Consider the following 12,084-nt stretch of genomic DNA (forward strand, 5'->3'; position numbering starts at 1 on the left):
TCCGGGTCAGATGAGCCACGCAGCCGCGTTCGGCGGAAGCTGTCCCTCGACGAGCGGCGCGCTGCTGAGTAGCACCTCGCCGGGGGGCAGCGAGATCGGCGCCTCGGTGGCGTTCAGGGCACAGATCAGACCACCGCGCCTGCGGAAGGCGAAGCAGCCCTCGGGACTGCCGTACCAGTCGACTCCGGGACCGGAGAACTCCGGACGGAACGAGCGCAGTTCGAGTGCCGCCCGGTACAGCGAGAGCGTCGACGTGACGTCCTCGAGTTGCGCTTCGACGGTCAGGCCTGCCCACTCGGCAGGCATCGGCAGCCAGGGCTCGCCGCTGCTGAACCCGAACGGCGGTTCGGTGCCCTCCCACGGAACGGGCACCCGGCATCCGTCGCGGCCCCGTTCGGTGTGACCGGACCGTTCCCACACCGGGTCCTGCAACGCCGAATCGGGCAGGACGACGTTCGGCAGGCCGAGTTCGGCGCCGTTGTACAGGAACGCCGCACCCGGCAGCGCCAGTTCGACGAGGATCATGGCCCGGGCGCGTGCGGTGCCGATCTCGCCGCCGCCGTACCGGGTGACCTCCCGTTCGACGTCGTGGTTCGACAGGGTCCAGGTGGGGGTTCCGCCGACCTGGTCGACGGCGGTCAGGGAGTTCTCGATCGCCTCCCGGACAGTCTCCGCCGAGAACTCGGCCTCCGCCAGCCGGAAGTTGAACCCGAGGTGCAGTTCGTCGGGCCGGATGTACTCGCCGAAGCGTTCGTTGTCGCGGACCCAGATCTCCCCGACGGCCACCGTGCCCGGGTACTCGTCGAGGATCTTGCGGATGCCGCGGTGGATGTCGTGGACTGCGGGGTTGTCGAACCGCGGGTCGTCGTCCGAGTTGTGCAGCAGTTCGTTGGCGGACCAGTCGTGATCCGGCAGACCTTCCGGCTTCGCCATGCCGTGCGCGACGTCGATGCGGAATCCGTCGATACCCCGGTCGAGCCAGAACCGGAGCGTCTTCGTGAGATCCTCGACGACCTCCGGGTTGTCCCAGTTCAGGTCGGGTTGCTCCGCTGCGAAGATGTGCAGGTACCACTGGCCGGGCGTGCCGTCGGCCTCGGTGATCCGGGTCCACGCCGGACCGCCGAAGATGCTCGGCCAGTTGTTCGGCGGCTCCGCGCCGTCCTCGCCGCGGCCGTCGCGGAAGATGTACCGGTTGCGTTCCGGACTGCCCGGCGGCGACGCCACGGCGGCGCGGAACCAGTCGTGCTCGACGCTGGTGTGATTGGGCACCAGGTCCATCGTCACCTTGATCTGGCGCGCGTGCGCCGCCTCGATCAGGTCGTCCATGACCTCGAGGTCGCCGAACAACGGGTCGATGTCGCGGGGATCGGACACGTCGTAGCCGTGATCGGCCATCGGGGAACGCATGACCGGGCTCAGCCAGAGGGCATCGACGCCGAGCAGTTCGAGGTAGCCGAGTTTGTCCCGCACTCCCTGGAGATCGCCGACGCCGTCACCGTTCGCGTCGGCGAACGAGCGGGGATAGACCTGGTAGAAGACGGCGTCGGACCACCAGGGTGCCGGCTGTGTGTCGTCGGCGGATGTTTCGGCGGGAGTGCTCACAATCGCCCATCGTGCCAAACGATCGTCCCCGCCACGACTCGACCGGCGTAATCGGCGCGCGTCGGCTTCAGAAGGCGGAGTTCACCATCGACGCCGCGGCCATGTCCATGTACTCCCGGAGAGCCTTGCGATGCGCGTCGTCGAGGGTCCCGGAATCGATCGACGCGATCGCCGTGTGCATGCACCGCAGCCACGCGTCGCGCTCGATCGGGCCGATCTTGAACGGGTGGTGACGCATCCGCAGTCGCGGGTGGCCGCGCTCGTCCGAATAGGTGTGCGGTCCGCCCCAGTACTGCTCGAGGAACATCCGCATCCGGCGCTCGGCCGGACCCAGATCTTCCTCGGGGTAGAGGGGCCGGACGATGTCGTCCTTGGCGACTTCCTCGTAGAAGCGCGCGGTGAGCTTGCGGAACGTCTCCGCTCCGCCCACCGCCTCATAGAAGGTCTGCTGCACGTCAGTCATGGCGTCTTCCATTGTGCACGTGCGGGCGGGAACCGTCTTCGTCACCGTCTGTTCACCGAATGTCCTGCATTCTTGTCGGAAATGGGCGTGCGCACGCAGGCAATTCATGGTGCACTTGGTGGCAATCTCCCGGAGGTCGCATGAAGAATCGACACAGCGCCCGCGCGCACCGACAACTCGTGCCCACTGATGCCCGGAGTGCCGGGGTTTCAGGGGCGTTTGCTTTACAAGTGATCACCGAAGGCTCCGCGCACAGCGCCGAGCCTTCTTTCCCGGGCGAGAATGCGGTTCCGCTCTGGATCAAGCGCCGGGTGCTTCTCCTGAACGTCACCTACGAGCCGCTCACCGCCCTTCCTGCCCGCCGTGCCGTGGTGTTGATGACCTGCGGTAAGGCCGACACCGTCCACGAGGATCCCCAGGCCCCGGTAGTCCACTCCGAGCAGTGGTCCGTTCAGGTGCCGTCCGTGATCCGCCTCCGGAACTACGTCCGCGTCCCGTATCGCGCGCGCGTTCCGATGACCCGCGCGGCCCTCATGCACCGCGACCGGTTCCGCTGCGCCTACTGCGGGTCCAAGGCCGAGACGGTCGATCACGTGGTTCCCCGCAGTCGTGGCGGCGAGCATTCGTGGGAGAACTGCGTGGCCTGCTGCGCGCCCTGCAACCATCGCAAGGCGGACAAGTTGCTGAGCGAACTCGGCTGGACGCTCCGGGCCTCTCTGGTACCGCCGTCGGGCCCGCATTGGCGACTGCTGGCGTCGACGAAGGACCTGCACCCGTCGTGGATGCCCTACCTCGGTGAAGGCGCCGCCTGAGCGTTCCGCGCGACCGCTCCGCGAAGTTCGGCCCTGACGCTTCCCTTCGCACGGTTCTGGGCTACCGTTTGCGTTGTGAGCATTCTCGAGACAGTGCTGATATTCGTAGGAATTCCGGCGTTGATCACCGCCTTCTTCGCGGCGATGTCGTTCGTCGGCAAGAAGACGCCGGGCCCCGTGCCGCCCGCGTTCCACCTCGGCGAGGAATGGACGCATGCGCCGGTGCTGTGGAGCGCCGTCGACGAGGTGACCACGCACGGTCATCACGGCGGGCACCACGGCGCGCACGCCGGTTCGGAAGACCTGATTGGAGGCTCGGCAAGTGGCAAGTGGTGACCTGATCCCCGCGACCGTATCCGCGGACAATCTGCCCGTCGGCAGCGTCGTGACCGCCAGCGGTCGCATCTCGGGCGTGCACCGCGTCGGTGAGCCCTTCACCGACGACCTGCCGTTCACGACGGACGAACTCGTCCGCCTCGACGATGCCCTCACCGAAGGCACCCGCAAGACGAAGGTGCGCTTCAACGCGTACGTCGGCGACCTCGGCGAGAACACCGCGGCCGGCGCCGATGCGCTCTTCCCGACGACTCCCGAGGCGGAACGGTCCGTCCTCATCGCGGTCTCGCCCAACCAGCGGACGGTCGAGATCCGCAGCGGCCGGGCCGTGGCCGACCGGGTCACCGACCGGGTCGCCCAGCTCGGGGCGACGGCAGCGGTGTCGTCGTTCGGCGACGGAGACCTCATCGACGGTCTCGTCAGCGCCATTCGCGTGATGAGCGCGGCGATCGCCTCGCCGTAGATCCGCACAGATCGGCTTCCGCACGGCCCGTCACCGTTCAGTCCCGCTGAACTGTGACGGGCCGTCGGTGTGTCGGCGGCCGAGGGGGCTGAACCGTCCTCGACTTCTGTCGGTGGTCGATGCGAACATATGTTCGTGTCCGATTCGCCGCGCCCGCGCATCTCGAGTGGCGCCGAGGCGACCATCCTGCACGCCGACCTCGACGCGTTCTACGCCTCGGTGGAGCAACGGGACGACCCCGCACTGCGGGGTCGTCCGGTGATCGTCGGCGGTGGTGTCGTGCTGGCTGCGAGCTACGAGGCGAAGGCGTACGGGGTGCGCACGGCCAGTAGCGGTGCGCAGGCGTTGCGCCTGTGTCCGCACGCCGTCGTGGTGCGCCCGCGGATGTCGGCGTACGCGGCCGCGAGCAAGGCCGTGTTCGAGGTCTTCGGGCACACGACACCGCTGGTCGAGGGTCTGTCGATCGACGAGGCGTTCCTCGACGTCGCAGGTCTGCGCAAGATCGCGGGCACACCGGTCGACATCGCGGCGCGACTGCGCCGCGACGTGCGCGAGCAGGTGGGTCTGCCGATCACCGTCGGCGTCGCGAGAACGAAGTTCCTCGCCAAGGTCGCAAGCGCGGTGGGTAAGCCCGACGGACTGCTGCACGTGCCGCCGGACGGCGAGATCGAATTCCTCCACCCGCTGCCGGTCGAACGGCTGTGGGGAGTCGGGGCGGTGACGTCGCGCAAGCTCCGCGACGCCGGGATTGCCACCGTCGGCCGGCTGGCCCACTATCCGGAAGAGTTGCTCGTGTCCATCGTCGGACCGGCTGCGGGCCACCACCTCCACGCGCTCGCCTGGGCGCGGGATCCCCGTCCCGTGCAGGTGGGACGCAGACGGAGATCCGTCGGCGCCCAGCACGCCCTGGGGCGCAGACCCACGTCGAGGGAGGACGTGGACGCCGCCCTGGTGACGCTGGTCGACCGGGTGACGGGCCGGCTGCGCCGCGGCAGGCGGGTGGGGCGCACGGTGGTGCTGCGGCTGCGGTTCGACGACTTCACCCGTGCCACCCGGTCGCACACCCTGGCGCAGCCGTCGGCGCAGACGCAAACGATCCTCACCACGGCCCGGGGCCTGCTCGGCAACGCGATGCCGATGATCGAGAGCAAGGGCATCACCCTCGTCGGCGTCGCGGTGGCCAACCTCGAGGACGACTGCCCGCAGCAACTGGCGCTGCCGTTCGATCCCTACACGCGCAGCACGCTCGACACCACGCTCGACAGCCTCCGCGACCGGTTCGGCTCCTCGGCGGTAACCCGCGCGGTCCTGTTGGGCCGGGATCAGGGGGTGAGCGTGCCGATCCTGCCGGACTAGGCCGGCAGGATCGGCCACCGATCAGCTCGCGTCGAACTTCCGGGCCGCGAGCGAACGGACGATTCCCGCGCGGCCCTCGACCACCAGGCGGCGCAGGGCCGGCGGACGGTCGCCGGCCAGGAACTCGTCGGCCGCCGCCACGGACTCCTCGCTGATCGACCACGACGGGTACAGGCCCACCACCACGGTCTGTGCGACCTCGCTCGAACGCCGCTCCCACACCGCGGGAATGTCCGCGAAGTAGCGGGCGACGTACGGTTCGAGGATGTCGGACTGACCGTGACCGGCGAACGCGCCGATGATCGAGCGGGCGGTGATGTTCGGCACGGAGTCGTCGCCGACTACCCGGTTCCAGGCCTGTTCCTTCACCGCGGCCTGCGGGCGGACGGTGGCCGCGGCGGCGGCGTTGCGGGCCCCTGCCGCGGTCGGGTCGCGTTCGGCTTCGGCGTCGATGAACGGCGTCTCGATGCCGTCGGCGTCGATCTCACCGGCCCCGGCGAGGGCGGTGACGAGACGCCAGCGCAGATCCGTGTCGACGACGAGCCCCGGCAGCCCGACCGTTTCCGGTGCGGCGTCCAGCAGTTCCTGCAGGACCTCGGTGTGCCACGGCGACAGCTGCGCGCCCGCCAGCGCGTTGACGAACGCCAGCTGATGGTCCGACCCGGCCTCGGCTTCCCGCGCCAGTTCGAGCAAGCGGTTCGCGAAGTCGGGCCAGCCGTGTTCCTTGGACCACCCGGGTTCGGCGTAGCTGTGCAGCGCGGTCTGGGCCTGCATCAGCAGTCGCTGGACCACGCCGACCTCGGTTTCGGCGCCGATGCCGCGCTGCACGAGGGCAACGAAGTCCCGCGCCTTGAGTTCGGCCTGCCGTGTCATCTCCCACGCCGCCGACCACACCAGGGTGCGGGGGAGCGGCTCCTCGATGTCGCCGATCCGCTCGATGGCGGCGGCCAGCGAGTCGGGGTCGAGCCGCAGCGAGCAGTACGTGAGGTCGTCGTCGTTGACGAGGATCAGCTGACCGCGTTCGACACCGACGAGTTCGGTGACGTCGGTGCGTTCGGTGGCGTCGACGTCGAGTTCCACCCGCTTCGTGCGGACGAGCTTGCCGTCCCGGTCGTCGTACACGCCGACCGCGATGCGGTGCACCCGGTGCTCACCGGCACCCGGTGCGGCGCCGGACTGCAGAACGGTGAACCGGGTGAACTTCCCGTCCGCGTCGACGTCGAACTCGGGACGCAGGATGTTGAGCCCGGTCGTCTTGAGCCACTGGGTGCCCCAGTCGGACAGGTCGCGGCCCGAGGACTTCTCGAGTGCACCGAGGAGGTCGTCGAACGTGGCGTTGTCGAAGGCGTGGTCGCGGAAGTAGTCCCGCAGACCGGACAGGAAGGGGTCGAGCCCGACGTACGCGACGAGCTGCTTGAGGACGGAGGCGCCCTTCGCGTACGTGATGCCGTCGAAGTTCACCTCGACCGCGGCGAGGTCCGGGATGTCGGCGGCGATGGGGTGGGTGGACGGCAGCTGATCCTGCCGGTACGCCCAGGACTTCTCGACGTTGGCGAACGTGGTCCAGGCGTTGGTGTATTCGGTGGCCTCGCTCTGGCACAGCACGGAGGCGAATGTCGCGAACGACTCGTTGAGCCACAGGTCGTCCCACCAGCGCATGGTGACGAGGTCGCCGAACCACATGTGCGCCATCTCGTGCAGCACGGTCTCGGCGCGCCGCTCGTACGACGCCCGCGTCACCTTGGACCGGAAGACGTAGTCCTCGAGGAACGTCACGGCGCCGGCGTTCTCCATTGCGCCCGCGTTGAATTCGGGGACGAACAGCTGGTCGTACTTCCCGAACGCGTAGGGGGTGCCGAAGTTGCGGTGGTAGAAGTCGAAGCCCTGCTTGGTTTCCGTGAACAGGCGCTCGGCGTCCATGTGCTGCCCGAGGGAGGCGCGGCAGTAGATCGCGAGGGGGATGTCGCCGTGCTCGTCGGAGTAGTTGTCGGTCCACTCCGCGTACGGGCCCGCGATCAGCGCGACGAGGTAGGTGCTCATCTTCGGTGTGGTGCGGAAGATGTGCCTGCCGGGTTCGGCCGCCACCGTCTCGACGGTCGCGGAGTTGGAGATCACCTTCCAGTCGGCGGGGGACGTGACGTGCACGTCGAATGTCGCCTTCAGGTCGGGCTGGTCGAAGCAGGCGAACATGCGCTTGGCGTCGGCCGTCTCGAACTGCGAGTACAGGTAGACGGCGTCGTCGGTCGGGTCCACGAAGCGGTGCAGACCTTCGCCGGTGTGCGAGTACGCGCAGTCCGCCTCGACCACCAGTTCGTTGCGTTCCGCGAGACCGGTGAGCGTGATGCCGGTGGACTCGTCGTAATCCGACACGTCGACGGGGGAGCCGTTCAGCGTTGCCGAATGCACACGCGCAGCGACGATGTCGACGAACGTGGACGCGCCGGGGGTGGCCCCGAACGTGACGGTGGTCCGCGAGGAGAACGTCTCCACTCCGGGCTGAATTGTCGTCTCGACTCCGGGCTGAATTGTCGTCCCGACTCCGGGCTGACCTGTCCCGTCGGTGAGGTCGAGTTCGATCAGGTAGTTGTCGACGGTCAGCAGTCCGGCTCGTTCGGCTGCCTGTTCGCGGGTCAGGTTCGGTGGGGCCACAGAGGTCTCCTCGTGATCGGCGGCGGTGCTCGTACTCGATGCTGCCATCCCATCACGAGTGGGCCCGGGGCGTTAACCGGACAGGTCGGTCAACGGCACCGCGGGGTCGGCCAGCCGGTCGGGATCGACCGGGGCGGCCGAGGACACCAGTTGCTTGATCTGATCGGTGGCGTCCCAGATGTTGACGTTCATGCCGGCGAGGACGTGGTTGTCCGCGTCGAGCCAGAACGCGAGGAACTCCCGTCCGGGAAGGTTGCCGCGCACCACGACCCGCTCGTACCCGTCGGACGGCGCGTACCCGGTGTACTCCATGCCCAGGTCGAACTGGTCGGTGAAGAAGTAGGGCAGCCGGGTGTATTCGGCCTCCTGGCCGAGCATGGTCGCGGCGGCGACCGCCGGCTGGTTGAGGGCGTTCGCCCAGTGCTCGACCCGGATCCGGGTGCCGAGTTGCGGATGCAGTTGCGCCGCGATGTCGCCGACCGCGACGACGTCGGGGTCACTGGTCTGCAATCCGGCGTCGACGAGAACTCCGCCGTCGACGTCGAGCCCGGCCCGTTCCGCGATCTCGACGTTGGGCGCGGCGCCGACGGCGACGAGGACCGCGTCGGCGGGCAGGACCGTCCCGTCGCCGAGTCGTACGCCGGTGGCCTTGCCGTCCTCGACGACGATCTGATCGACCGTGGCGCCGAGATGCAGCTGAACACCGTGCTCGCGGTGCAGTTCCGCGAACACGGTGCCCATCTCGGGGCCGAGCGAGCCGAGGAGCGGGAGTTCGGCGGCTTCCACGACCGTCACGTCGGCGCCCTTCTCCCGGGCGGAGGCTCCCACTTCGAGACCGATCCAGCCGGCGCCGATCACCACGAGCCGCCTGCCGTCGCCGACCGCGGCGATCAACCGGTCCGATTCGTCGACAGTGCGCAGGTAGTGGACGCCTTCGGCGTCGGAACCGGTGATCGGTGGGCGGCGTGAGCGCGAACCCGTGGCCAGCGCGAGCTTGTCGTACCCGAGCGTGGAACCGTCCGGCAGCGTCACCGTGTGGGCGCCGAGGTCGAGGGCGGTGGCGGTGGTGCCGTACCGCAGGTCCACGTGATGGTCGCGGTACCAGTCGCCGTGGTGGACGGTGAAGTCGCCGAGAGCCTTCTTTCCGGCGAAGTGTTCCTTCGAGAGCGGGGGCCGCTCGTAGGGGAGGTGTTCCTCCTCTGAGAGAAGAATGATCGATCCGTCGAAATCCTTGTCACGCAAAGCTTCTGCCGTTTTCGCTCCGGCGAGGCCACCGCCGACGACGACGAACGTGCGAGTGGAGGACATGTGAGGATGCTCCCTTCCGGTCGACCACTTCCGACCCTACTGCCGTCGGCGGGGTCTCCGGGAAGGATTCCCGGCAGCGAGGTGTTGACTGGACGGGAATGTGTACATCACCGAGAAGGAGCATCACGTGAGTGCTGGGACGAACACCGGGACCATCAAGGACGTCGCTGATTTCTGGTTCGACCCCCTCTGCCCGTGGTGCTGGATCACGTCGCGATGGATCCTCGAGGCCACACAGGTGCGGGACCTGGAGGCGAACTTCCACGTGATGAGCCTGGCCGTGCTCAACGAGGGCCGGGATCTGCCGGACGAATACCGCGAGCTGATGACCAAGGCCTGGGGGCCGGTGCGGGTGCTGATCGCGGCAGCACAGAAGCACGGCGACGAGATCCTGCTGCCCCTGTACACCGCGATGGGCACGCTCATCCACAACGAGGGCAACAAGGACCTGGGCGACGTGATCGTCAAGTCGCTCGCCGACGTGGGGCTGCCGGCCGAACTGGCCGACGCCGCCGAATCCGACGAGTACGACGCCGCGCTGCGGGAGAGCCACGCCGCGGGCATGGACGCCGTCGGACCGGACGTCGGAACCCCGACCATCCACGTCAACGGTGTCGCCTTCTTCGGCCCGGTGCTGTCGCGGATTCCGCGGGGGGAGGACGCGGGCAAGGTGTGGGACGGCGCGGTGGCGCTCGCCGGCTACCCGCACTTCTTCGAGCTCAAGCGCACCCGCAACGAGGACCCTCAGTTCGACTGAGTCGCGTCCCGGTCACCGAGTGACGGGCCCGGCCGGATCGCCCGCGTACTGCAGTTGCAGCGGATCGCGGTAGATCTGGCCGGGTTTGACGAACAGGTGGCCGTGCCGGGTCCGGTTCCGCAGAGCGGCGGCGCGCCAGGTCAGCACCGGATGTCCCGACAGCAGGTTCACGAACCACGGGAAGAACCCGCGTTCGGTGGTGGCCCGGTCGGCGAGTTCGTCGAATCCGACGACGCTCACCAGATACTTGCCCGCGCCGAGCACACCCATCGCGCCGCGGGCGCCCTGGGGCCGCACGCAGAAGCCGTGATTGTCGGCGGTGTATTCCATCGACCGGAACAGGGCGGACCCGACGACGGGAATGTAGTTGGCGGCGAACTGTCCCAGTTGCCGCCAGTACGAGGCATGGCCGGCGGCGATGTGCCCGACCTCGTGGCCGATGATGAAGGCGAGGGCGTCGGGCTCGCGGGCCTCGCCGCCGATCTCGAACAGATCGCTGTACACGACGACGAAGCGGCGGAAGCCGTGCCCGGACGCGAATGCGTTGATCCGGCCGTTCCCGAGGACGACGTACGCGTCGGGCGGCTCGGCCATCCCGAACCGTGCGGCCGCTTCCGCCACCATCCGGTAGCCGTCGGAGAACTGGGTGGGCGTCATCTTGATCCCGTTCACCTGCTGCGAGCCGTACAGCTGGCCGCGGCCGACGGCGATGAGGATCGGCGCGACCAGCACGATGAGCACCCAGGTGGACACCACCCCGAGGAACAGCGCCGCGATAGCCGCCACGTAGGCGACGACGGTGAGCACGACCGCGGCCACGAGCAGCGGGATCTCCCACGAGTGCCGGGCGGGCCTGTCGTTCGGCATGAGGCCCGGCAACGGGGCCGGGGGATTCCATCCCGTCCCGCCGCCCCACTGCTGCTGCGCGGGGGCCTGCCGATGTCCCGGATACGCCTGTCCCCAGTTCTGTCCGTTGTCGGGATACATGCTGATCACGATAAGCGTCCCGGGGCCCCGGCACGATTCGCGAGGACGCCTGACAGAATCACCAGTCATGCGCGTATACCTGGGTGCCGACCATGCCGGATTCGAACGTAAGAACGAGATCATCGAACATCTGAAAGCCGCAGGCCACGAGACCGTCGACTGCGGTGCTCACGTCTACGACGCCCTCGACGACTACCCCGCCTTCTGCATCGAGACGGCACGTCGTGTCGTCGCGGACGAGGGCAGCCTCGGCATCGTGCTGGGCGGCAGCGGCAACGGCGAGCAGATCGCGGCGAACAAGGTGAAGGGTGCGCGCTGCGCCCTGGCATGGAGCGTCGAGACCGCGCAGCTGGCCCGACAACACAACAACGCTCAGCTGATCGGACTCGGCGGGCGCATGCACTCCCTCGAGGAGTCCCTCGCGATCGTGGACGCGTTCCTCGCCGCCGAGTGGTCGAACGAGGAGCGCCACCAGCGCCGTATCGACATCCTGTCCGAGTTCGAGAAGACCGGTGTCGCGCCGGCCCTGCCCGAGGCCTGATCGTCCTTGCCCGAAGGTCACACCCTGCACCGGCTGGCCCGGCTGCACCAACGCCGGTTCGCCGGTTCGCCGGTGCGGGTGCTGAGCCCGCAGGGCCGATTCTCCGAGGACGCGGCCCTCGTCGACGGCCGCGTCCTCGTCAAGTCCGAGGCCTGGGGTAAACACCTGTGGCATCACTACGAGTCCGGGCTGGTCGTGCACGTCCACCTGGGCCTGTACGGAGCGTTCACCGAAGCGGCCGTTCCCATGGAACCGCCGGTCGGGCAGGTCCGGATGCGGATGGTCGGCGCCGAATTCGGCACCGACCTGCGCGGCCCGACGGCGTGTGAGGTTCTCCACCCGCCGCAGGTCGCCGCCATCGAGGCGCGACTCGGACCGGACCCACTGCGCAAGGACGCCGACCCCGACAAGGCGTGGAAACGCATCTCGGCGTCGAAGACCCCGATCGGGGCGCTGCTCATGGATCAGGCCGTGATCGCGGGCGTCGGCAACGTGTACCGGGCGGAGGTCCTGTTCCGGCACGGGATCGACCCGGACAGGCCGGGCCGCGGACTGTCCCGCGACGAGTGGGACGCGCTGTGGGCCGACCTCGTCGCCCTCATGAAGGTCGGTGTCCGCCGCGGCAAGATGCACGTCGTCCGCCCCGAGGACGATCACGGCGATCCGGCGTACGCGAAGGACCGCCCCCGGACGTACGTCTACCGGCGGGCGGGATCGCCGTGCCGCATCTGCGGCACACCGGTGGCCCACTCGGTCATGAAGGGCCGCAACCTCTTCTGGTGCCCGAGCTGCCAGCCGTCCTGACGGCCG

The 12,084-nt window shown here is 68.6% G+C and carries 12 protein-coding genes; 7 read left to right on the plus strand and 5 right to left on the minus strand.

Going from position 1 to position 12,084, the window contains the following annotated elements; genetic code table 11:
• Nucleotides 1-6: 6 nt before the first annotated feature.
• Nucleotides 7-1,602, minus strand: coding sequence for a glycoside hydrolase family 13 protein (locus BLV94_RS40330; RefSeq protein WP_072947069.1), 1,596 nt, complete (start codon nucleotides 1,600-1,602; stop codon nucleotides 7-9).
• Nucleotides 1,603-1,669: 67 nt separating this feature from the next.
• Nucleotides 1,670-2,065, minus strand: coding sequence for a globin (locus tag BLV94_RS40335; protein ID WP_043824253.1), 396 nt, complete (start codon nucleotides 2,063-2,065; stop codon nucleotides 1,670-1,672).
• A 140-nt stretch (nucleotides 2,066-2,205) separates the two neighbouring features.
• Between BLV94_RS40335 and BLV94_RS40340 the strand changes: the two genes are divergently transcribed.
• The 4 genes from BLV94_RS40340 (at nucleotide 2,206) to dinB (ending at nucleotide 5,032) form a co-directional block, all read left to right on the plus strand.
• Nucleotides 2,206-2,877 (plus strand): HNH endonuclease, encoded by a 672-nt coding sequence (locus BLV94_RS40340; RefSeq protein WP_167372212.1) that lies wholly within the window; start codon nucleotides 2,206-2,208, stop codon nucleotides 2,875-2,877.
• Between the two features lie 75 nt (nucleotides 2,878-2,952).
• Complete coding sequence (gene ctaJ / locus BLV94_RS40345; RefSeq protein WP_012688329.1) at nucleotides 2,953-3,213, plus strand: aa3-type cytochrome oxidase subunit CtaJ; 261 nt, start codon at nucleotides 2,953-2,955, stop codon at nucleotides 3,211-3,213.
• Nucleotides 3,200-3,676, plus strand: a complete 477-nt coding sequence (locus BLV94_RS40350; RefSeq protein WP_072947071.1) for a DUF5130 domain-containing protein — start codon at nucleotides 3,200-3,202, stop codon at nucleotides 3,674-3,676. Before ctaJ ends, BLV94_RS40350 begins: the two co-directional genes overlap by 14 nt.
• A gap of 129 nt (nucleotides 3,677-3,805) precedes the next feature.
• Nucleotides 3,806-5,032 (plus strand): DNA polymerase IV, encoded by a 1,227-nt coding sequence (gene dinB / locus BLV94_RS40355; RefSeq protein ID WP_072947072.1) that lies wholly within the window; start codon nucleotides 3,806-3,808, stop codon nucleotides 5,030-5,032.
• Nucleotides 5,033-5,053: 21 nt separating this feature from the next.
• Here the strand turns inward: dinB and pepN are convergent, their stop codons facing one another.
• Nucleotides 5,054-7,681, minus strand: a complete 2,628-nt coding sequence (pepN, locus tag BLV94_RS40360) for an aminopeptidase N (protein ID WP_072947073.1) — start codon at nucleotides 7,679-7,681, stop codon at nucleotides 5,054-5,056.
• A gap of 72 nt (nucleotides 7,682-7,753) precedes the next feature.
• Complete coding sequence (locus BLV94_RS40365) at nucleotides 7,754-8,989, minus strand: NAD(P)/FAD-dependent oxidoreductase (RefSeq protein WP_072947074.1); 1,236 nt, start codon at nucleotides 8,987-8,989, stop codon at nucleotides 7,754-7,756.
• A 127-nt stretch (nucleotides 8,990-9,116) separates the two neighbouring features.
• Here BLV94_RS40365 and BLV94_RS40370 point away from each other — a divergent pair, with 127 nt between their 5' ends.
• Complete coding sequence (locus BLV94_RS40370; RefSeq protein ID WP_072947108.1) at nucleotides 9,117-9,746, plus strand: DsbA family oxidoreductase; 630 nt, start codon at nucleotides 9,117-9,119, stop codon at nucleotides 9,744-9,746.
• A 12-nt stretch (nucleotides 9,747-9,758) separates the two neighbouring features.
• Here the strand turns inward: BLV94_RS40370 and BLV94_RS40375 are convergent, their stop codons facing one another.
• The gene (locus tag BLV94_RS40375; protein ID WP_072947075.1) at nucleotides 9,759-10,733 is read right to left on the minus strand and encodes a M48 family metallopeptidase; all 975 of its coding nucleotides are present in this window, start codon (nucleotides 10,731-10,733) and stop codon (nucleotides 9,759-9,761) included.
• Between the two features lie 67 nt (nucleotides 10,734-10,800).
• Here BLV94_RS40375 and BLV94_RS40380 point away from each other — a divergent pair, with 67 nt between their 5' ends.
• Both BLV94_RS40380 and BLV94_RS40385 read left to right on the plus strand, forming a co-directional pair.
• Nucleotides 10,801-11,274, plus strand: coding sequence for a ribose-5-phosphate isomerase (locus tag BLV94_RS40380; RefSeq protein ID WP_005248193.1), 474 nt, complete (start codon nucleotides 10,801-10,803; stop codon nucleotides 11,272-11,274).
• Nucleotides 11,275-11,280: 6 nt separating this feature from the next.
• Nucleotides 11,281-12,078 (plus strand): Fpg/Nei family DNA glycosylase, encoded by a 798-nt coding sequence (locus BLV94_RS40385; protein WP_072947076.1) that lies wholly within the window; start codon nucleotides 11,281-11,283, stop codon nucleotides 12,076-12,078.
• Nucleotides 12,079-12,084 lie beyond the last annotated feature (6 nt).

Origin of the sequence: Rhodococcus koreensis (assembly GCF_900105905.1) — a bacterium.
GTDB classification, from domain to species: Bacteria; Actinomycetota; Actinomycetes; order Mycobacteriales; family Mycobacteriaceae; genus Rhodococcus_F; species Rhodococcus_F koreensis.